The organism is Cedecea colo, from assembly GCF_011808225.1.
Classification (GTDB): domain Bacteria; phylum Pseudomonadota; class Gammaproteobacteria; order Enterobacterales; family Enterobacteriaceae; genus Dryocola; species Dryocola colo.
In genome coordinates this window covers 73,317-95,053 of sequence record NZ_SOYS01000011.1, presented here as the reverse complement: position 1 = coordinate 95,053, position 21,737 = coordinate 73,317, and the positions used below count along the sequence as shown (strand labels likewise).

Sequence of the window (21,737 nt, the reverse complement as noted above, 5' to 3'; positions counted from 1 at the left end):
GTGCGCAACATGATCAGATTACGGGTTGAAAACCTGAGCAAAACCTTTGTGTTACATCATCAGCACGGTATTCGTTTACCGGTGCTGGCGAACGCCTCACTGGAAGTGAAATCGGGGGAATGCGTGGTGCTGCACGGCCATTCCGGTAGCGGAAAATCCACCCTGCTACGCTCGCTGTACGCCAACTACCTGCCGGATGAAGGCCATATCTGGGTGAAGCACGGCGAGGACTGGCTGGATATCGTCCAGGCTCCCGCCCGCGACGTGCTGGCGGTGCGCCGCCGGACCATCGGCTGGGTGAGCCAGTTTTTGCGCGTCATTCCGCGTATTTCTGCCATGGAAGTGGTGATGCAGCCGCTGCTGGATTTAGGCGTGTCTCGGGAAGCGTGCGTCATTAAAGCTTCCTCGTTGCTAGCCCGCCTGAACGTGCCTGAACGTCTGTGGAGCCTTGCGCCTTCTACGTTTTCCGGCGGCGAGCAACAGCGGGTGAATATCGCCCGCGGCTTTATCGTCGATTATCCGATTTTGCTGCTCGATGAGCCAACCGCCTCGCTGGATGCGAAAAACAGCGCCGCCGTGGTGTCGCTGATCCTTGAAGCAAAAGCACGGGGCGCGGCAGTTGTGGGCATTTTCCATGACGAATCGGTGCGCGCTCAGGTAGCAGATCGCCTGCATGCTATGGCGACGGTGGAGGCAAAATATGATTATCAATAACGTCAAACTGGTGCTGGAAAACGAAGTGGTCAACGGCTCGCTGGAAGTGGCCGATGGGATAATTCGCAACTTTGCCGACAGCCCAAGCCAGCTTCCGCAGGCCCAGGACGGCGAAGGCGGCTGGCTGCTGCCGGGGCTTATCGAACTGCATACCGATAACCTGGACAAATTCTTTACCCCGCGCCCGAAGGTTGACTGGCCTGCCCACTCGGCGATGAGCAGCCACGACGCGCTGATGGTAGCGAGCGGCATTACCACCGTGCTGGACGCGGTAGCGCTGGGCGACGTGCGCGACGGCGGCGACAGGCTGGAAAACTTAGAAAAGATGATTAACGCGGTGATGCACAGCCAGCAGCGCGGCGTGAACCGCGCCGAGCACCGGCTTCATCTGCGCTGTGAACTGCCGCATCACACCACGCTGCCGCTGTTCCAGCAACTAATCGAGCGGGGCGGCGTGTCGCTGGTTTCGCTGATGGATCATTCCCCTGGCCAGCGTCAGTTCTCTAACCTCGTTAAATATCGCGAATATTATCAGGGTAAATACCAGCTCAGCGATGCGGAAATGGACAGCTATGAGGCCGATCAGCTGGCGCTTGCGGAACGCTGGTCGCAGCCGAACCGTCTGGCAATTGCCGCCGAGTGCCGCGCACGCGATATCGCCCTGGCGAGCCACGATGACGCCACCGCCGCACACGTTGTAGAGTCGCACGAGCAGGGCTGCGCCATCGCTGAGTTTCCGACCACGCTTGAGGCAGCGCAGGCTTCACGTCAGCACGGACTAAGCGTGCTGATGGGCGCGCCGAACATTGTGCGAGGCGGCTCGCATTCCGGGAACGTGGCTGCGCATCAGCTGGCGCAGGCTGGCCTGCTGGACATTCTTTCATCCGACTATTACCCGGCGAGCCTGTTGGATGCGGCATTCCGCGTGGCGCACGACGAAGCCAATAGCTTTACGCTGCCGCAGGCCGTGGCGCTGGTCACGCGTAATCCTGCCAAAGCGCTGCATCTGGATGACCGGGGAATGCTGGCGGAAGGCAAGCGCGCGGATATGGTGCTGGCGCACCAGCATGGCGATCATGTCCGCGTCGGCCACGTCTGGCGTCAGGGAATTCGGGTGTTCTGATGGGCAAAATAGTCTGGCTGATGGGCCCGTCCGGCTCCGGAAAAGATAGCCTGCTGGCGGCGCTACGCCAGCAGCAGCACAATCAACTGCTGGTAGCGCACCGCTATATCACCCGCGCCGCGGACGCAGGCTGCGAAAATCACGTTTCATTGAGTGAAAGTGAGTTCACTCAGCGCCAGCAGCAGGGGCTGTTTGCCCTGAGCTGGCAGGCGCACCATCAAAGTTACGGTATCGGTATAGAACTGGATATCTGGCTGGAAGCCGGATTCGACGTGGTGGTGAACGGTTCGCGTCAGCATCTTAAACAGGCGCGCGAACGCTACGGTGACGCGCTAATTCCTGTTTGCCTGCACGTTTCCACAGAAGTGCTGCGTCAGCGTCTGGAACAGCGCGGACGGGAAACACCGCAGCAAATTGAGCAGCGTCTGCAGCGGGCAACATTTTACGCCCCGGATCTGGATCCATGTCTGGTACTCGATAACGACGGCAGTCTGCTACAGTCTGTCGAGTCGTTTATACGTTTAGTGAACGGCCAGCGCAATGCCAGCCTCGTCCATTTCCGGCCAAAGGAGCCTCGTCATGTCTGATACCGTTGAATTTCGCCGCGCCACGCTTGCCGATAGCGACATTGTCTATGCTCTGATATGCGAGCTAAAACAGGCGGAGTTTAACCGGCAGGCTTTTAACAACGGTTTTGCGGCTAATCTTGAAGAAAGCAGCTTACGCTACCAGCTTGCGCTTGTTAACGATGAGGTTGTCGGCATGATTGGCCTGCATATGCAGTTCCATCTCCATCATGCGAACTGGATTGGTGAGATTCAGGAGCTGGTGGTGATGCCGCAGGCGCGCGGGCATGGCGTAGGAAGCAAACTGCTGGCCTGGGCAGAAGAGCAGGCGCGTATAGCCGGCGCCGAACTGACGGAGCTTTCTACAAGCATTGGGCGCCTGGAGGCTCACCGTTTCTACGAGCGCGAAGGCTATCAGCAGACCCATTTTCGGTTTACCAAACCAGTGGAGAGACTGAATGAGCCTGAAACTAATCCTTAGCGGCACCGGCGGCGCGCAGTTAGTCCCCGCCTTTGGCTGCCATTGTGCTGCCTGCGAGCGCGCGCGCAGGCAGCCACAGCATCGCCGCAAACCTTGCAGCGCGGTGGTGAAGTTTAACGATGCGGTGACGCTGCTGGACGCGGGCATTGCGGATCTTATGGACCACTGGCAGCCAGAAGATTTTCAGCAGTTTTTGCTGACCCATTATCATATGGATCATGTTCAGGGCCTGTTTCCGCTGCGCTGGGGCGTGGGCAAGAAGATTCGCGTCTACGGCCCGCCGGATGAACAGGGCTGCGATGACCTTTTTAAGCATCCCGGTATGCTGGATTTCAGCCATACGCTTGAGCCGTTTGTCTGGTTTACCTTACAGGCTCTGCGCGTTACCCCGCTGCCGCTTAACCACTCGAAACTAACCTTCGGCTATCTGTTCGAAACGCCGCACAGCCGCGTAGCATGGCTAAGCGATACCGCAGGGTTACCGGAAAAAACGCTGAAATTTCTGGCAAACAACAGGCCACAGATTATTGTTATCGATTGCAGCCACGAGCCGCGGCCTGAAACGCCGAACAATCATTGCGATTTAAACACCGTGCTGGCGTTAAACGAACAGATCTGCTGTCCGCGCGTGATCCTCACGCATATCAGCCACCGGTTCGACTGCTGGCTGATGGAGAATGCGTTACCCGCTGGATTTGAGGCCGGGTTTGACGGGCTGGAGATTTGTGTGGATTAGGGGCTGGGTGACGCTTTAACTTTGCTTATCACCAACAGGCGATGCTGATGCATATTCCGATCGGTTCCCCAGACATAGGGGGACCATTCGCTGACGAATTTGCCAACATCATCGATATGCATCCATTCATCACCTTCTTTTATGCCATTCCAAATCATGACCTTATAATCAGGATCGGCAATAGCTTCAGCAATTCGGTATTCCCAAAAGCGGCGGCCGTCGCCCGTCTGTTCGTTGTTAGAAACCACAATATCGTCGGTGTCCAGTAACCAGCGGAAGAAAAGCTTCGCCAGATCGTTTAGTGCATGTTGATGCTCAGGTAAAAATGTCCGCCACACCATTATCTGGGTGCAGTGCTGCTTACCCGGCGCGACAAACTTACCCGTGACAATTTTTACCGCATAGGCGGTAATGTCGTCTTTTAGCAGGCGGCATTCCTTACCGTTAAGCGCCATCAACAGACGGTAACCTACCGGTGGCGCATAGCCCGGCAAGATAAAGGGTTTTGTGCCGCGCTCCAGAAAAGCAAGCGTATGTGCCCGGTTACGATCGGGGCATTGAGTTTTCGGTTAAAACCGGTGTCTTCGATCAATCTCAGCGCCATCTGAAGTGAAAATCCTTATCTCAGGTATGATTATTTCTCCCTGTAATGCCAGCTTAAAAAATCGCTTTTTCCCGTTATTACGGGGATTTGTAACAAGCGATAAGCTAGCCCTGAAAGAAAAGTACCATATACGGAAAGAATATTTTCACTGCTATTCTGGTCGAAGACAGGATTCAGAATCCGGCTCGCAACAGAACTGTAACGCTGCAAATTAGCCTCGTCGTTAACGATATTCATCGTCCAGGCGGCGTTCGTCGTCTTCGAGCTGGCGGCGCTGTTCGTCCAGCTGGTGCTGCTGCTCGTCAAGCTGACGGCGTCGGTCTTCCAGTTGCCGATGCTGGTCTTCATAGCGCCGTCTGGCGTCTGAACTATTCTGCCTGTCCTCATCTTCCCAGCGGCGATCGTCGTCGTCATTACTACGGTTGTCATTCGGGTTGTAGGCGTCGTTAATGGCCTGCGAAATAGAGCTCACGATGGAGTTATCAAACAGGCCATCAAGCGCGTCGGCGTGGGCCAGCGTTGTCATGGTCAGAGTGCTAAACAGCAGCGCGGTAGAGTATCGGTTCATAAGCCAGTCTCATGGGGTGACTGGCGGTAGCCTATGCAAGCTACGGAACCTGCGACAGCGGAGTATTCCCAAACGCGACACAAGTCAGCCCCTCTTTGCAGAGGGGCTAAGTCCTTGCTACAGGATAGTTTATGAGGTGCATATTAATAAATGAGGCGGCTTAGGATGTATTCCAGATCCCACCCGCTTCCTCCTGGTTAGCTGGAAGGGGCGTTCTATTAATGTCTGCTTCCTGATGCTGAGTCAATTGTTTGCGGATGACCTTTTTGCGGATTTGGAATCCAGATTACATATTGCGCTATCCCGCCCGATGAGACTGCCACGCGCGGCGCAATGCGTGAGCCAGTTGCACCTGATTAAAGGGTTTACGCAGCAGCTCCACGTCGGGCAGCCGTTGTCCGCTGCGCCGCAAATCCTGACCGCTTATCAGCAGCAAAGTGAGATAAGGGGAATGCTCGCGAGCATGCTGTAAGACCTCCGCTCCGCTCATACTTCCCGGCAGCATTAAATCGCTTATTACGATGCTGATATCCGGCACATCGGTCAGCATTTGCAGCGCTTGTTGACTGTCGCTGGTCTCCAGCGTCAGATAACCCAGCTGGTGCAGCTGCTCACATAGCGTCTGCCGCACGTCGTGTTCATCTTCCAGCACCAGAACCAGTTGATCCTGATACTCATTGGCGGCAGGCACCTGCGGCTGAGTCTCGCTTAACGCCTGCGCGGGCGCGCGAGGAAGCTGCAAACGCACCAGCGTGCCCTGTCCCGGTGCGCTTTCAATCTGCACGCGCCCGCCGGACTGGCGCACAAACCCATAGACCATCGACAGGCCCAACCCGCTTCCGCTTCCGGTCTGTTTTGTGGTGAAGAACGGCTCAAACACCTGTGCTTTTACCGCCGGAGACATGCCGTGCCCGGTGTCGATCACTTCCAGCGCGACCATGTCCTGTTTGCTGCCGTCGGCGCGCATCACCCGCTGGTTCCAGGTCCGAATTTTTATGCTGCCCGTCTGGCCTTCCATCGCGTCGCGGGCGTTCATCACCAGATTGATAATCGCGTTTTCCAGCTGGTTGACGTCTATCCACGCAGGCCAGGCGGGCTGCTGCGCTTCAATCTCAAGCGTCAGCGAAGCGGGCAAAGAGTGGCGGATTAGCGGGTCGAGGTTCTCCAGCAGGCTTTTCATCGCCACGGCGTGTGGATGGAGCGACTGTTTGCGTGAAAACGCCAGCAGGCGTTGAGTGAGCTGCGCGCCCCGCTCGGCGGCCTTTAATGAACGATTGATGCGCGTGGCATCCGGCGAATCCGCTGGGATCAGCTCGAGGCTGCCAATAATAACCGCCAGCAGGTTATTAAAATCGTGAGCAAGCCCGCCGGTTAACTGTCCTACCGCTTTCATCTTCTGGCTGTGCACCAGCGCCTCCTCAAGCGCTTTGCGTTCGCTGCGCTCCAGCACCACGTTAACCATACCCCGCCCCGGCACCGGACTGAAACGCAGTTCAATCGTGCGGTTATCCGCCAGCCGCAGCTCCTGGGGCAATGGCTGCGGACGTGAAAGATTTTCCAGAATATGTTCCTGTAGCGGCGTGACCTGCTTGAGCAGGCTAAGGTAATGCTGCCCGCGTTGCAGTTGCTCCGGCGCTAAGCCCAGCAGCAGCGGATACTGTGGATTCCATACCACCAGGAAACCTTCATTATCGAATAGCGCGAAGCCGTCGCGCATAGCGTGGAAGGTGGTTTCCAGCTGCGTGCTTTTTTCTTTCAGCAATTTCGAGGTGTGTTCCAGAGAAGTAGTATTGCGCGCAAAAACGTTGAACGCGCGCGCCAGCTCGCCAAGTTCATCCTGGCGTTGCAATGCGGGTACGCTGACATCCCGCTCGCCTCTTGCCAGCCGGGCCATAGCATGAGAAATCGCCGTCAGATTCGAACCAAGATTTTTGTAGATGTACCAGCCGGCAAAGCCGGTTATCACTATCGCCAGCAAAGCAAAGAGGCCGATAAAGAAGATAATGGATTGCAGATCCTTGTGGCTTTGCTCGGTGCGGTTAAGCGACTCCTGCGCCACTTTTCGCACGTAAAGGTTGATGTCCTGATTAAGAAACGCCACCAGCGCTTTGATGTGATACATAAACCAGGCGATACCCAAATCGCTGTTTGCCAGCCGCTGGGATAGCGGCAGCAGCTGCCGTAAATGCGCGTTGAACTCCTGCAATATTTCGTCTGTCAACGGCGAATCAGCGTGCGTCGGCAGGTTTGCCATAACCAGGGTTAGCTGCGCCACGGTGGCCTTTGGCGAAGGCGTTTGAATGGCGATCAGAATAAGTCTGTCCATTTCCGCAAGGAGCGCCCCGTTCGGCACATTCAGCCCGTCACGGGCGTTGATATCCTGAATATGGTGCAGATAGCTCTGGTTTTGATACAGCGCGCTTAGCAGTTCGTTACGCTCCAGATGGCGACGATGGCCCAGCTCCAGCATGTGCGTCACGCTGCTTTCCAGCTCGTTGCTGCGATCGGTAATGCGTTTTACCAGCTCCGGCTCATGGCCGGCAAGCGGAGCTGTTGCCAGATGAGTCAGTGAATTTTGCAGCTCCAGCTGCGTTTGCTTCAGGCGTGCCGCTTCGCTTTGGTACTCGAGCGCGCCTACAACCTGCGTCAACCGCACGGCGGCGGTAGCGACGTTCGCCGTATCCCTCGCCAGTTCCATGCTGCCGGACATATCGCTGAGCGTTTGTCCCTGCACCTGCTCCTGCAGGCGGCTGGCGTGTTCAAAACCCAGCACCGCCACGCCACAAACCATTAACGTTACCGCCACCACCAGCAGATTGAAAAATAGCAGGCGGCCACGTGCGCTTGCTAAGAAGGGGATGCGGGGTTGCGGCATAGATGGCTCCAGGTCCAGCGTGCAGGGCGGATAAGCGCAAGCGTCATCCATCTTCGGATGGATGAGCGGTGGATAGAGCGTTGCTTATCCACCTACAGTTCTAATTGCATCGCAGCAGCAGAGAAATATATTCATAACGAGAATGTGACAACGGTTAACTATTCACGAATATGACAAATATGAACGGCTTCTGACATTTTTCATTTACCTGCGGGTGTTTGACTGACATCACTCGCTTTTTCACCCGCAGGAGCCGCGCCATGAGTAAAGTGCCCATTCTGGAGATGCGCAACATTGCCAAGTCCTTCGGCAAGTTTTATGCGCTTAAAGGCGTCGACTTAACGGTATTCCCCGGCGAAATTCACGCGCTGATGGGGGAGAACGGTGCCGGGAAAAGTACGTTGATGAAGATCCTCGCTGGTGCCTATACCGCCACCAGCGGGGAGATCCTGATTGACGGCCAGCCTTACAGTATCAAGGGGCCAAAAGACGCGTTAAGCGCCGGTATTACCCTGATTTACCAGGAGATGCAGCTCGCCCCTAACCTCACCGTAGCAGAGAATATTTTCCTCGGCAGCGAGCTTTCACGCGCGGGCCTGGTGCAGCGCAAAGAGATGGTGATGCAGGCGCAGACGGTGATCAACCGTCTCGGGGCGCAGTTCAAGGCCAGCGATCTGGTCATGAAGCTGACCATCGCCGAACAGCAGCAGGTTGAGATTGCCCGTGCGCTACACCGCAACAGCCGCATTTTAGTCATGGACGAGCCCACGGCGGCGCTTTCTTCCCGCGAAACACACCGCCTGTTCGAGCTGATTATGCGTCTGCGCGATGAAGGCATGGCGATTATCTACATCAGCCATCGCATGGCCGAAGTGTATGAATTATCGGACCGCGTCAGCGTGCTGCGCGACGGGCAATATGTCGGCAGCCTGACTCGCGAAAACCTTAACGCTAATGAACTGGTGCGCATGATGGTGGGCCGCCCGTTAAGCGATCTGTTCAATAAGGAACGTGATATCCCGCTGGGCAATGTCCGTCTGAACGTTCATCAACTGACCGACGGCGGCAAAGTGCAGCCGGTGAGCTTACAGGTGCGTTCCGGAGAAATTGTCGGTCTTGCCGGATTAGTCGGCGCCGGGCGTTCCGAACTCGCGCAGCTTATTTTTGGCGTACGCAAAGCGACAGGCGGGACGATAGAAATCGATGGCAACCCGGTCAACATCCATTCACCGCGTGAAGCTATTCGCCTCGGTATTGGCTTTCTTACCGAAAACCGTAAAGAACAAGGTCTATTTCTGGAACTCGCAGCACAGGACAACATCACCATGGCGACGCTGGAACGCGACGCGTATTACGGCTGGTTGGATCGTAAAAAGGCGCAAACCATTTCCGACGATGCCATTAACCTGCTGAATATTCGCGTACCTCATGCGCAGGTGCGGGCCGGGGGTTTATCAGGTGGAAACCAGCAGAAGCTGTTGATCTCACGCTGGGTAGCCATTAGACCGCGTATTTTGATTCTTGATGAACCAACCCGCGGCGTGGATGTAGGCGCAAAAAGCGAGATCTACCGGATCATGAGTCAGATGGCGAAACAGGGCGTGGCGATCCTGATGATCTCCAGCGAGCTGCCGGAAGTGGTCGGCATGAGCGACCGGGTTTATGTGATGCGCGAAGGCAGCATCGCAGGCGAGCTGTACGACACAGACATCACACAAGAAAGCATCATGACGCTGGCAACCGGCGTGGAAGATGCCCACAACAAGGTGGTTAACCATGGCTAATACGATTGATCCCCGCAAAAGCGCGCCTGCTGTCGACGCCCCGCAGCAGGTGGCAAAATCCGCCTCGCTAAAAAAAGCGCTGTTTGGCGATTTGATGCAAACGGTAGGTATTTTGCCGATTCTGGTGCTTATCGTCGCCGTTTTCGGCTTTATCGCGCCAAACTTTTTCACCGAGTCTAACCTTCTGAATATTGCTCGCCAGTCGTCGATCAATATCGTTCTTGCGGCCGGGATGACGTTTATTATTTTGACCGGCGGGATCGATCTTTCCGTTGGCTCGATCCTTGGCACCACGGCGGTGACGGCGATGGTTGTTTCGCTGATGCCGGGCTGGGAAGCTTTGTCGATTCCTGCCGCGCTGATGATGGGCACCGGGCTTGGGCTGTTTAACGGCATGCTGGTGGCCTGGGCGGGATTGCCGCCGTTTATCGTCACGCTTGGCACCTATACCGCCCTGCGCGGCGCGGCCTATCTGCTGGCCGACGGCACCACGGTAATTAACTCCAATATTAATTTTGAGTGGATCGGCAACGCTTATCTTGGTCCGATCCCGTGGCTGGTGGTGATTGCGCTGGCGGTAATTGTAGTGTGCTGGTTCATTCTCAGACGTACCACGCTTGGGGTTCATATCTACGCGGTTGGCGGCAATATGCAGGCGGCGCGCCTTACGGGCATCAAAGTCTGGATGGTTCTGCTGTTCGTTTACGGCATGAGCGGCCTGCTTTCCGGGCTTGGCGGCGTGATGAGCGCCTCGCGGCTGTACAGCGCCAACGGCAACCTCGGTATGGGCTATGAGCTGGACGCCATCGCGGCGGTTATTCTCGGCGGCACCAGCTTTGTGGGCGGCATTGGCACTATCACCGGCACGCTGGTCGGCGCGCTGATTATCGCCACGCTTAACAATGGTATGACGCTGATGGGCGTCTCATATTTCTGGCAGCTGGTGATCAAAGGGGCGGTGATCATCATTGCGGTGCTGATAGATAAATACCGTACCCGTCACCACCAAAGTGCATAACAAAAAACACCCTACACAGGAGATATGCCATGCGTTTGAAGCCAATAGTGACCGCGTTACTCGCGGGAGCCATGATTGCCGGAGCGCCCTTTGCTCAGGCTAAAGATCTGAAATCCATCGGGGTAACGGTGGGCGATCTCGCCAACCCGTTCTTCGTGCAGATAACCAAAGGCGCCGAACTTGAAGCCCGCAAGCTTGCAGGCGACAACGTGAAGGTGACGCTGGTTTCCAGCGGTTACGATCTGGGGCAGCAGGTTTCACAGATTGATAACTTTATCGCCGCGAAAGTGGACATGATCATTCTTAACGCTGCGGATTCCAAAGGGATCGGCCCGGCGGTAAAACGCGCTAAAGACGCCGGGATCGTGGTGGTTGCCGTAGACGTGGCGGCGGAAGGTGCCGACGCCACGATCACCTCGAACAACACCCAGGCGGGCGAAATGGCCTGTAAGTACATTTCGGATCGCTTAAAAGAGAAAGGCAACGTGGTTATCATCAACGGGCCGCCGGTATCCGCCGTGCAGAACCGCGTTGAAGGCTGTGTGACCGAGTTTAAAAAACACCCTGATATCAAGATCCTTTCTTCTAACCAGAACGCCAAAGGCAGCCGTGAAGGTGGCCTGGAAGTGATGACCTCATTGCTGGCAGCCAATCCTAAGATCGACGGCGTATTCGCCATCAACGATCCAACGGCGATCGGAGCCGATCTGGCGGCGAAACAGGCTCAGCGTAACGAATTCTTTATCGTTGGCGTGGACGGCAGCCCGGATGGAGAAGAAGCCCTGAAACGCGGTGGAAATTCGCTCTTTGTGGCAACGCCGGCACAGGACCCGCAGGTGATGGCGGCGAAAGCGGTGGAGATTGGTTACGACATTCTGCAAGGCAAACCTGCGCCTAAAGAGCCCGTGCTGATCCCGGTGACGATGATCGATAAGAACAACATTGGCACTTATAAGGGTTGGACGGTGAAATAAATCTTCCCCCTTTAGCTCAGGTCGCTCTCACCCCGACCCTTTCTCCGGGAGAGTGGAGAAATGCAGTATCCCGCTTCCTCCAGGAGGCGGGAAAACAATATCCCTTCTCTCTCAGGCGACGGGAAAATAATCTCCCTTCTTCCTCAGGGAGAGGATTAAGGTGAGGGTTGTTTTAAGGAGAAACTATGAAGCGCTCCGAAGTGAATCAGATCCTGTCCCGGACTCGCCATTTCTTTATGCAGCATGACGTGCACCTGCCTCCTTTCGCCTCATACGATCTGACGAAATGGCAGCAGGTGGATAAAACCATCTGGCAGGAGGTGTTCGATTTGAAGCTGGGCTGGGACGTGACGGCGTTCGGCGGCAACGATTTTCTTGCCCAGGGGCTGACGCTTTTCACCTTGCGTAACGGCTCGCCGGACGGCGCGCCTTATTCCAAATGCTACGCTGAGAAAATTATGCATGTCCGCGAAGGGCAGCTTACGCCGATGCATTTTCACTGGCGAAAACAAGAAGACATCATCAATCGTGGCGGCGGCAATTTGATTGTCGAACTGTGGAACTCAGATCGGTTTGAACAGCCCGAAGAGAGCGATGTGACGGTGACCATTGACGGCTGCCGTCAGACGCACGCGGCGGGCAGTCAGCTACGCCTGTCACCCGGCGAGAGCATCTGCCTGGTGCCCGGCGTCTATCACAGTTTCTGGGGCGAACCCGGCTATGGCGATGTACTGGTCGGCGAAGTGTCGATGGTTAACGACGATGACCGCGACAACCGATTTCTGAAACCGCTGGAGCGTTTTAACAGCATTATTGAAGACGAACCGGCGCAGCAACTGTTGTGTAACGAATATCGCCAGCGTTTTTAATTAACCCATCACTTCTCACCCAACACCGGGGGACCGATTATGGCTTTGATATCACTTGCAGACGGACTGGCCCACGCACGCGCGAACGGCTACGCTCTGGGCGCTTTTAACGTGCTCGACAGCCATTTTCTGCGCGCGCTTTTTGCCGCAGCAAAACAGGAAAAATCTCCGTTTATCATAAATATGGCCGAAGTGCATTTTAAATATGTGTCGCTGGATTCACTAGTTGAGGCCGTAAAATTCGAAGCGGCCCGGCACGATATTCCGGTGGTGCTTAATCTCGATCATGGTCTGCATTTTGAAGCGGTTGTTCGCGCCTTACGCCTCGGTTTTAGCTCGGTAATGTTCGATGGCTCTACGCTTGAATATGAAGAGAATGTGCGCCAGACCCGCGAAGTGGTGAAGATGTGCCATGCGGTGGGCGTTTCCGTAGAAGCGGAGCTGGGCGCCGTTGGCGGCGATGAAGGCGGCTCGCTGTATGGCGAAGCCGATAGCGATAAATTCACCGATCCTGCCGTTGCACGTGATTTCGTCGACAGAACGGGCATTGATACGCTGGCCGTCGCCATTGGCAACGCGCACGGCAAATACAAAGGTGAACCAAAGCTCGATTTTGACCGCCTGGCCGCTATCCGCCAGCAAACAGGTTTACCGCTGGTGCTGCATGGCGGCTCCGGCATCAGCGATGATGATTTCCGTAAGGCGATAACGCTCGGTATTCACAAGATAAACTTCTATACCGGTATGTCGCAGGCGGCGCTTGGCGCAGTCGAACAGCGAATGAATCAGCGCCATGCGATTTATGACGAATTTGCCGAACTTTTGCTCGGCATTGAAGAAGCTATTACGGACGTGGTGGCCGGGCAGATGCGGATTTTTGGTAGTTCGGGTAAAGCTTAAGGAGTTGCTATGACGCAGCGCAGCGGGATTATTGCCGCCGGGAATATGCTGGTCGACCATGTGCACCAAATCGTGCAGTGGCCACAGCGCGGGTGGCTGGCGGAAATCGTTCACAGCGAACGCTCAACCGGCGGCGCGCCGCTGAACGTGCTGCTGACGCTGGCGAAAATGCATGTCGGCCTGCCGCTACAGGCGGTGGGTCTGGTCGGTGACGATCATGATGGCGATTACATCATGGCGATGCTCGATCAGTATCATGTCAATCGCCAGCACGTTCACCGCACTACGTTTGCGCCCACGTCGATGTCGCAGGTGATGACCGACCCCAGCGGCCAGCGCACTTTCTTCCACTCGCCGGGCGCTAACCGCCTGCTCGATTTACCTGCCTTTGACCGCCTTGAAACGTCGTTTAAAATTTTCCATCTTGGTTATTTGCTGCTGCTCGACAGCCTGGATATGGAAGACGCGGAATACGGCACGCGCAGCGCACGGCTGCTGGCGCAGCTATCCCAGCAGGGGTACGAAACTTCGCTCGATTTGGTTTCAAGGCAGGGCGATCCACGCTATCGCCCGATGGTGCTCCCTGCCCTGCGCTGGCTGGATCATCTGGTGATTAACGAACTGGAAGCCGGTGAGTTTAGCGGGCTGGAGATCCGCCTGCCGGATGGAACGCCGCACATAGAGAACATCGCTCAAACCGCAAAGCTGCTGCTTGAGTCCGGCGTGCGGCAGCGCGTGATCGTTCATTGCCCGGAGGGCGCATGGGGCGTAGAAGCGGGCGGCGAAGGCGTATGGGTTCCCTCATTTCGCTTAACGCCTGCAGAAATCGTCGGTAGCGTGGGGGCTGGCGACGCGTTTTGCGCCGGGATTTTATATGGCTGCCATGAAAAATGGACGCTGGCGGATAGCCTGAAACTAGCGCACGCCTGCGCACGCGCAAATCTTTTATGTGCAAATGCGATCGATGGCGCAAAACCGCTGACGGAATTGCAGATGTTTATTAATGAAAATAGTTAAATGAACGCATAATAATAAGCGTTTATTTGCGACGCAACGCCAGATAGTAATGTAATGCCGTTAAATAAATTACATTTATAATTTTATTTCAATAAAACAGAATGTCAGTAAACTACTCGGCGGGTGCTTAGGGTTTTCTGACCTGAGCATGCGCGAAGGATACTCTCTAAATAATGAGAAAAAGAAAGCCCCGGGCAACTATAACGTTAACCCGAGGCTATCCCTCAACCCCAACAAGTTGAGACTAGCCTCTTGCTCGCCGAAAGGCAAGGAGTAAAAGGCATGAGGCCAACAAGATCTGTTGTCGTATGTTTATTAATTGTTTGCGTAACATTAATAGCATTAACCTTATTAACCCGCCGAAATCTCTGCGAGGTTAAAATAAGGACTGACAGACAGGAAGTAGCGGCTAAATTAGCCTGTGAACCTGTAGATTGACACTCAACGGGTGGGGTTTCCCCCGCCCGACTTGCCTGGGGAAGAGAGAAGCCTTAAGCACCCATTTATTATTTAAATCATTCAGGCAGCGTTATTTTCCGCATGAATGATATCAGCAGAAAATACATAACCCACGCCGCGAATAGTGCGAATTAATGCAGGTTGATGGGGATTAACCTCTATCTTTCTGCGCAGCCGCATGATCAGTACATCTATCGTTCGGTCGAATATTTCCAGGCTTTCGCTGTGGGTGAGCGCCAGTAATCTTTCTCGTGATAGCACCTTGCGGGCATTTTGCATCAGCGCCAGCAGCAGGCCATATTCCCCTTGCGTAAGCTCAACCTGCTCGTGCTGCGCATTAAATAGCTGACAACGATCGGTATCTAATCGCCAGCCGTTAAAGTGCAACCCGCTGGCTTTCGTTATAGCCGGTTCTGTTGCCAACGCTCCCGTGCGACGTAGCACGGCCTTAATGCGTGCTACCACCACGCGTGGATTGAAAGGTTTGCCAATGTAGTCATCAGCGCCCATCTCCAGCCCCACTACAACATCAGATTCGCTGCCAAGGCCGGTCAACATCACCACGGGAAGCTCAGAACGCTGTCGCTGGATCTGTTGCAGCACCTGCAGGCCGTTGATATCCGGCAGCATCATATCGAGCAACACCAGCGCAATTGCCGGTTGCTGAGCGATCGCCGCTAACGCCTCGTTGCCGGTATGACAGACCAGCACGTCAAAGACATGCTCGTTCAGGGCATCGCGCAGCACATCGCAGATAGCCAAATCGTCATCCACCACCAATATCGCAGGCTTCATTGTTGTTCTCCGGGAGGCTGTCCAGGTCAATAGGTAAGTGTGAACGATTGTTAATGGAGTACCGCATAAAAAACAAATACCCATGCTGAAATTTCAACCAGCGTCACACTGATAACAACTTTGGCTGGGATGTGGCTTACATCACGGGTGAAATATGCCGCAAAATCTTTATTAACAGGCAAAGAAAACGGCCCTGTTGGGCCGTTCAGACTGATGACAAACTCTCAACCAGCACAGGTTGAACGTACACCGTGGAATAAAAAATAAGCAAAATCAACGGATTAATTTTCGGCTGATAATCAAAAGAAGGAAAAACCACGCTTTTTTCTTCTTTGTCAGCAAGCTAAAACGGCCCCGTTGGGCCGTTTGTATTTATTTCACAAACTTTGATTAGCTGTTCGCTTTATCCGTAAAGCCGCCCAGCATTTCCCGCTCGTAAGCCGCCGCTTTTTTACTGTCGAACTTATGTTCCCACTTGGCGATAACCAGCACCGCCAGCGCATTCCCCACCACATTCAGTGCGGTACGCGCCATATCAAGGATACGGTCTACGCCGGCGATAAACGCCAGTCCTTCCAGCGGAATACCTACGCTGCCAAGCGTTGCCAGCAGCACAACGAAGGATACGCCCGGCACGCCTGCGATACCTTTGGAAGTCACCATCAGCGTCAGCACCAGGATGATTTCCTGACCGATTGACAATTCAATCCCGTAAAGCTGCGCGATAAAGATGGCCGCAATACTCTGGTACAGCGTGGAACCATCAAGGTTAAAGGAATAACCCGTCGGTACGACGAAACTGGTGATGGACGCCGGTGCACCGTACGCTTCCATCTTCTCGATGATGCGCGGCAGCACGCTTTCAGAGCTTGCCGTGGAGTAAGCAAGAATCAATTCTTCCTTAAGGATGCGAATTAAAATCCAGACACGCAGCCCGCACAGACGGGCCACCGCGCCCAGCACAACCAGCGCAAAGAACAGAATGGCGAAGTAAACCAGCAGCACCAGTTTGAGCAACGGCCAAAGCGAAGCAAAACCGAAGTTTGCTACCGTCACAGCGATCAGCGCAAAGACTCCAACCGGAGCGTAACGCATCACCATGTGGGTTACTTTGAACATGGTTTCGGAGATAGAGCGGAATACCGTGACCAGAGGCTCACGATGCGTGGCCGGCAGCGAAGAGAGGCCAAGGCCAAACAGCACCGAGAAGAAGATAATCGGCAGCATGTCGCCCTTCGCCATCGATGCCACAATGTTGGTCGGCACGAGGGAAAGAATAGTGCCCATTAATCCGTGGGCGTGGCTCTGAACGTCTTCGGCGGTGTGTTGGTATTTCGAAATATCCACGCTGGCAAGCTGCGACATATCAATACCGTGTCCCGGCTGGAACACGTTCGCCAGGGTAATCCCCAGGATAATGGCAACCGTCGTGATCACTTCGAAATAGAGAATGGTTTTCGCACCGATGCGTCCGAGCTGTTTGGCATCGCCCACGCCCGCAATGCCTACCACCAGCGTAGAAATTACAATCGGCACGACAATCATTTTGATCAGATGAATAAAGATATCACCTGCCGGAGAGAGCAAATTGGCGATAAGCCATTCGCGCTCGTCACTTTGATAATGCAGAACGCTTCCCAGCGCAATGCCCAGCACCAGCGCCAGCAGTATCTGCCAGGCAAGGCTGACCTTTGGTTGTTTCATAACGATTTTATTCCTCAATAAAACGCCATTCTCATATTGAAGCTGATGAGAACGTCACAAACGTAAAAGGGGTATAACAAATGTCGGGATTTACGAGGGGCTTAATTCAGCAGGGGTATGAGTACCATTTGTACGCTATGCTGCGCAAGCCTGTATTTTCGGAGTTATTCAATCAAAAAGCGCGGGTAAATGGAAATTTAGTCATATCAACTACTATAACGCATTGTTATAAAATATATTTACTCATAGCTTTTTTAAATAACCCGCCGCGCGAATTATTTCTTCTTAATGAATCGTTTGATTATTTTTCATACCGCTTAACGAATGCGTGATCTGCCGCCCAAAAAATAAACAAAGCTGCCAATACCCCTACAATTAACGTTTGCGTGACATATTATTAACATCCTCAAGGAGAAAAAAAGCCATGACACAACGACACAAACACGCTATTCCCGCAAATATTGCGGAACACTGCCTGATCAATCCGGAGCAATACTTATCCATGTATCAGCAGTCGGTGCATGATCCAGACGCATTTTGGGGCGAACAAGGGAAAATCCTCGACTGGATCAAACCCTACCAGAAGGTGAAAAACACCTCCTTCGCGCCGGGAAACATCTCTATTCGCTGGTATGAAGACGGCACGCTGAACCTTGCGGCCAACTGCCTGGACAGGCACCTGAAGGAACGCGGCGACCAGACGGCGATTATCTGGGAAGGCGATGATGCGACCCAGAGCAAAACCATTACTTACCGCGAACTGCATCGCGATGTCTGCCGTTTTGCCAATACCCTGGTCGAGCTAGGTATAAAGAAAGGCGATGTGGTTGCTATCTATATGCCGATGGTGCCGGAAGCTGCCGTAGCGATGCTGGCCTGCGCACGTATTGGCGCGGTGCATTCGGTTATTTTTGGTGGATTCTCCCCGGAAGCCGTTGCCGGACGCATTATTGACTCCAGCTCTCGCCTGGTCATTACCGCCGACGAAGGTGTTCGTGCCGGTCGCGCTATTCCGCTGAAGAAAAACGTTGATGACGCGCTGAAAAATCCCAACGTAAAAACCGTTGAGCATGTGATTGTTTTAAAACGCACTGGCGGCAACATTGAATGGCATGAAGGCCGTGACCTGTGGTGGAACGAACTGGTCGAGAAGGCCTGCGCTCACCATCAGCCTGTAGAGATGAACGCCGAAGACCCGCTCTTCATCCTTTATACCTCCGGTTCGACCGGCAAGCCGAAAGGCGTGGTCCACACTACGGGTGGATATCTGGTCTATGCCGCAACTACCTTTAAGTACGTTTTTGATTACCATCCGGGCGACGTCTACTGGTGTACAGCAGACGTCGGCTGGGTGACCGGCCACAGCTATTTGCTGTATGGCCCGCTGGCCTGTGGCGCCATCACCCTGATGTTCGAAGGCGTGCCAAACTGGCCTGCCCCGAACCGTATGGCGCAGGTAGTGGATAAACACAAAGTGAATATTCTCTACACCGCGCCTACGGCCATCCGCGCTTTGATGGCCGAAGGCGATAAAGCGATTGCAGAAACCGACCGCTCTTCATTGCGTATTCTTGGCTCCGTTGGCGAACCGATTAACCCGGAAGCCTGGGAGTGGTACTGGAAGAATATCGGTAACGAGAAGTGTCCGGTGATAGATACCTGGTGGCAGACTGAAACGGGCGGCTTCATGATCACCCCGCTGCCAGGGGCAACCGAACTGAAAGCGGGCTCCGCCTCGCGTCCGTTCTTTGGCGTACAGCCCGCGCTGGTAGATAACGAAGGTAACCCGCAGCAGGGCGCAACCGACGGGAATTTGGTTATCACCGATTCATGGCCGGGCCAGGCGCGCACTCTGTTCGGCGATCACGAACGCTTCGAGCAAACTTACTTCTCGACCTTTAAAAATATGTATTTCAGCGGTGATGGCGCACGTCGTGATGAAGACGGCTACTTCTGGATAACGGGTCGTGTGGATGATGTGCTGAACGTCTCCGGGCACCGTTTAGGCACCGCGGAGATTGAGTCGGCGCTTGTATCACATCCGAAAATTGCCGAAGCCGCGGTAGTGGGTATTCCCCACAATATTAAAGGTCAGGCGATTTATGCTTACGTCACGCTGAATCACGGTGAAGAGCCGACGCCAGAGCTGTATGCCGAAGTGCGTAACTGGGTGCGAAAAGAAATTGGCCCGCTTGCCACGCCGGACGTCCTGCACTGGACCGACTCGCTGCCGAAAACCCGCTCCGGCAAGATTATGCGCCGCATTCTGCGCAAAATCGCCGCCGGGGATACCAGCAACTTTGGCGATACCTCGACGCTTGCCGATCCTGGCGTAGTCGACAAGCTGCTGGAAGAAAAACAAGCCCTTACTATGCCTTCATAACATTCTCGGCCCTGTTTACCCCTCTCCTTCCGGAGAGGGAACTATAAAAACCACAACTTACCTCTGGAGACTCTGTGATGAATGACCTCATTTATCAACGGATAGAAGACAGCGCGCATTTCAGGGAGCTGGTCGAAAAAAGGCAGCGGTTTGCCATTATCCTATCGATAATCATGCTGATAATTTACGTTGGCTTTATCATGCTGATTGCCTTCGCACCGGGCTGGCTGGGCACGCCTTTGCACGCGGGCACCAGCGTCACGCGTGGCATACCGATAGGCGTTGGCGTAATCGTTATTTCCTTCGTGCTTACCGCCATTTACGTCTGGCGAGCCAACGGCGAATTTGACCGTCTGACTCACGCCATGCTGCGCGAGGTAAACGCATCATGAAACGTTTTCTGACCGCACTTACGGCCCCTCTGCTTACCTTGCCCGCCACGGTGCTGGCAGCCGACGCCATTACCGGCGATGTGCAGCGCCAGCCGACCAACTGGCAAGCGATAATCATGTTCGTCATTTTCGTTGCCATGACGCTGTACATCACATACTGGGCTTCGAAACGCACCCGTTCGCGTAGCGATTACTACACCGCTGGCGGCAATATTACCGGCTTTCAGAACGGGCTGGCGATTTCCGGCGACTTTATGTCGGCGGCGTCATTCCTCGGGATTTCCGCCCTGGTTTACACCTCCGGGTATGACGGCCTGATTTACTCGCTCGGCTTCCTGGTAGGCTGGCCAATCATCCTGTTCCTGATTGCCGAGCGCCTGCGTAACCTCGGACGCTATACCTTTGCGGATGTCGCCTCTTACCGCCTGAAACAGGGGCCGATTCGTATTTTGTCCGCCTGCGGTTCGTTAGTCGTTGTGGCGCTGTACCTCATCGCACAGATGGTGGGCGCGGGTAAACTCATTGAGCTGCTGTTCGGCCTGAATTACCACGTTGCGGTGGTGCTGGTCGGCGTGCTGATGGTGATGTACGTGCTGTTCGGCGGCATGCTCGCCACCACCTGGGTGCAGATAATCAAAGCCGTGCTGCTGCTGTTCGGCGCAAGCTTCATGGCCTTTATGGTGATGAAACATGTTGGCTTCAGCTTCAGCAACCTGTTCAGCGAAGCCATGGCGGTTCACCCGAAAGGCGCGGCCATTATGAGCCCTGGCGGACTGGTGAAAGATCCGATTTCAGCGCTGTCGCTTGGTCTGGGGCTGATGTTTGGCACCGCAGGTTTACCGCATATCCTGATGCGCTTCTTTACGGTCAGCGATGCCCGCGAAGCCCGTAAGAGCGTGCTCTACGCCACCGGTTTTATGGGGTACTTCTACATACTGACCTTTATCATCGGCTTTGGCGCCATCATGCTGGTCGGTGCTAATCCGGCGTTTAAAGATGCGGCGGGTGCGCTGATCGGCGGTAACAATATGGCCGCGGTTCACCTCGCTAACGCCGTGGGCGGCAACCTGTTCCTGGGCTTTATATCCGCCGTAGCCTTCGCCACCATTCTGGCGGTGGTAGCTGGCTTAACGCTGGCCGGTGCCTCTGCGGTTTCGCACGATTTGTACGCCAACGTGTTCCGCAAAGGGGCATCCGAGCGCGATGAGATCCGCGTGTCGAAAATTACCGTGTTGATTCTGGGCGTGGTGGCTATCGGACTGGGTATTTTGTTTGAAAAACAGAATATCGCCTTCATGGTTGGCCTGGCGTTCTCCATCGCGGCAAGCTGTAACTTCCCGATTATTCTGCTGTCGATGTACTGGTCGAAGTTGACCACTCGCGGCGCGATGATTGGCGGCTGGCTTGGCCTGTTGACGGCGGTGATACTGATGATCCTCGGCCCGACGATTTGGGTACAGGTGCTGGGTCACGCAACGGCTGTCTTCCCGTATGAGTACCCGGCGCTGTTCTCTATTCTGGTGGCGTTTGTGGGTATCTGGGCGTTCTCGATCACCGATAACAGCCCGGAAGGTAATCTTGAACGCGAAAAATTCCGTGCTCAATTTATCCGTTCCCAGACCGGGATCGGCATTGAACAAGGACGCGCGCACTAGGCATTCCTCCCCGGCTATTCGGCCGGGGATCACATTTTTCTCCCGCCACGGTATCAATCTTATCTCTGAGCGCTACATTATCGTAATAATGAAACGATGTTTTATTTACTGAGTCAGCGA

General features: G+C 54.6%; 20 protein-coding genes. 15 read left to right on the top strand and 5 right to left on the bottom strand.

What is annotated here, in order from left to right; genetic code table 11:
- Positions 1-9: 9 nt before the first annotated feature.
- From phnL to phnP, 5 genes are read left to right on the top strand one after another with little or no spacing between them, the layout of a single operon-like run.
- Positions 10-714, top strand: coding sequence for a phosphonate C-P lyase system protein PhnL (phnL, locus tag E2L00_RS18885; protein ID WP_167614457.1), 705 nt, complete (start codon positions 10-12; stop codon positions 712-714).
- Positions 701-1,837: an alpha-D-ribose 1-methylphosphonate 5-triphosphate diphosphatase gene (gene phnM, locus E2L00_RS18880; protein ID WP_167614455.1), complete on the top strand. Its 1,137-nt coding sequence runs from the start codon at positions 701-703 to the stop codon at positions 1,835-1,837. The genes phnL and phnM overlap by 14 nt, the downstream gene beginning before the upstream one ends.
- Complete coding sequence (gene phnN, locus E2L00_RS18875) at positions 1,834-2,424, top strand: ribose 1,5-bisphosphokinase (protein ID WP_201279494.1); 591 nt, start codon at positions 1,834-1,836, stop codon at positions 2,422-2,424. Before phnM ends, phnN begins: the two co-directional genes overlap by 4 nt.
- Complete coding sequence (gene phnO, locus E2L00_RS18870) at positions 2,417-2,884, top strand: aminoalkylphosphonate N-acetyltransferase (RefSeq protein WP_167614451.1); 468 nt, start codon at positions 2,417-2,419, stop codon at positions 2,882-2,884. The genes phnN and phnO overlap by 8 nt, the downstream gene beginning before the upstream one ends.
- A complete protein-coding gene (phnP, locus tag E2L00_RS18865) occupies positions 2,862-3,620 on the top strand; it encodes a phosphonate metabolism protein PhnP (RefSeq protein WP_167614449.1) in 759 nt (252 codons plus the stop codon). The genes phnO and phnP overlap by 23 nt, the downstream gene beginning before the upstream one ends.
- On the opposite strand, the gene E2L00_RS18860 is transcribed toward phnP, so the two are convergent.
- The 3 genes from E2L00_RS18860 to E2L00_RS18850 all read right to left on the bottom strand — a co-directional run bounded on the left by E2L00_RS18860 (position 3,617) and on the right by E2L00_RS18850 (position 7,667).
- Entirely contained in the window at positions 3,617-4,114 is a 498-nt protein-coding gene (locus tag E2L00_RS18860) for a hypothetical protein (RefSeq protein WP_167614447.1), read from the bottom strand. The two genes, phnP and E2L00_RS18860, sit on opposite strands and share 4 nt — an antisense overlap.
- Before the next feature lie 333 nt (positions 4,115-4,447).
- A complete protein-coding gene (gene yjdP / locus E2L00_RS18855; RefSeq protein ID WP_167614445.1) occupies positions 4,448-4,792 on the bottom strand; it encodes a DDRRRQL repeat protein YjdP in 345 nt (114 codons plus the stop codon).
- A gap of 298 nt (positions 4,793-5,090) precedes the next feature.
- Entirely contained in the window at positions 5,091-7,667 is a 2,577-nt protein-coding gene (locus E2L00_RS18850) for an ATP-binding protein (RefSeq protein WP_167614443.1), read from the bottom strand.
- A gap of 260 nt (positions 7,668-7,927) precedes the next feature.
- Here E2L00_RS18850 and E2L00_RS18845 point away from each other — a divergent pair, with 260 nt between their 5' ends.
- The 7 genes from E2L00_RS18845 (at position 7,928) to E2L00_RS18815 (ending at position 14,667) form a co-directional block, all read left to right on the top strand.
- Positions 7,928-9,451, top strand: a complete 1,524-nt coding sequence (locus E2L00_RS18845) for a sugar ABC transporter ATP-binding protein (RefSeq protein WP_167614441.1) — start codon at positions 7,928-7,930, stop codon at positions 9,449-9,451.
- Entirely contained in the window at positions 9,444-10,469 is a 1,026-nt protein-coding gene (locus tag E2L00_RS18840; protein WP_167614439.1) for an ABC transporter permease subunit, read from the top strand. The genes E2L00_RS18845 and E2L00_RS18840 overlap by 8 nt, the downstream gene beginning before the upstream one ends.
- A 29-nt stretch (positions 10,470-10,498) precedes the next feature.
- Positions 10,499-11,443, top strand: a complete 945-nt coding sequence (locus E2L00_RS18835) for an ABC transporter substrate-binding protein (RefSeq protein WP_167614437.1) — start codon at positions 10,499-10,501, stop codon at positions 11,441-11,443.
- A gap of 185 nt (positions 11,444-11,628) precedes the next feature.
- On the top strand, positions 11,629-12,312 hold the full coding sequence (locus E2L00_RS18830; RefSeq protein ID WP_167614435.1) for a D-lyxose/D-mannose isomerase: 684 nt from the start codon (positions 11,629-11,631) through the stop codon (positions 12,310-12,312).
- 39 nt (positions 12,313-12,351) lie between these two features.
- Positions 12,352-13,212 carry a ketose 1,6-bisphosphate aldolase gene (locus tag E2L00_RS18825; RefSeq protein ID WP_167614433.1) on the top strand — a complete coding sequence of 287 codons (861 nt, stop codon included), beginning with the start codon at positions 12,352-12,354 and terminating at the stop codon, positions 13,210-13,212.
- Between the two features lie 9 nt (positions 13,213-13,221).
- Entirely contained in the window at positions 13,222-14,229 is a 1,008-nt protein-coding gene (locus E2L00_RS18820; RefSeq protein ID WP_167614431.1) for a carbohydrate kinase family protein, read from the top strand.
- 282 nt (positions 14,230-14,511) lie between these two features.
- Positions 14,512-14,667, top strand: coding sequence for a Hok/Gef family protein (locus E2L00_RS18815; RefSeq protein ID WP_167614429.1), 156 nt, complete (start codon positions 14,512-14,514; stop codon positions 14,665-14,667).
- 81 nt (positions 14,668-14,748) lie between these two features.
- Here the strand turns inward: E2L00_RS18815 and E2L00_RS18810 are convergent, their stop codons facing one another.
- Together E2L00_RS18810 and gltP are read right to left on the bottom strand one after the other, a co-directional pair.
- Complete coding sequence (locus E2L00_RS18810; RefSeq protein WP_167614427.1) at positions 14,749-15,483, bottom strand: response regulator; 735 nt, start codon at positions 15,481-15,483, stop codon at positions 14,749-14,751.
- A gap of 390 nt (positions 15,484-15,873) precedes the next feature.
- Positions 15,874-17,187, bottom strand: a complete 1,314-nt coding sequence (gene gltP / locus E2L00_RS18805; protein WP_167614425.1) for a glutamate/aspartate:proton symporter GltP — start codon at positions 17,185-17,187, stop codon at positions 15,874-15,876.
- 424 nt (positions 17,188-17,611) lie between these two features.
- Here gltP and acs point away from each other — a divergent pair, with 424 nt between their 5' ends.
- The 3 genes from acs (at position 17,612) to actP (ending at position 21,617) form a co-directional block, all read left to right on the top strand.
- Positions 17,612-19,570, top strand: a complete 1,959-nt coding sequence (gene acs, locus E2L00_RS18800; RefSeq protein ID WP_167614423.1) for an acetate--CoA ligase — start codon at positions 17,612-17,614, stop codon at positions 19,568-19,570.
- Between the two features lie 77 nt (positions 19,571-19,647).
- The gene (locus E2L00_RS18795; protein ID WP_167614421.1) at positions 19,648-19,962 is read left to right on the top strand and encodes a DUF485 domain-containing protein; all 315 of its coding nucleotides are present in this window, start codon (positions 19,648-19,650) and stop codon (positions 19,960-19,962) included.
- Positions 19,959-21,617 carry a cation/acetate symporter ActP gene (gene actP, locus E2L00_RS18790; RefSeq protein WP_167614419.1) on the top strand — a complete coding sequence of 553 codons (1,659 nt, stop codon included), beginning with the start codon at positions 19,959-19,961 and terminating at the stop codon, positions 21,615-21,617. The genes E2L00_RS18795 and actP overlap by 4 nt, the downstream gene beginning before the upstream one ends.
- The last annotated feature ends 120 nt before the right edge of the window (positions 21,618-21,737 follow it).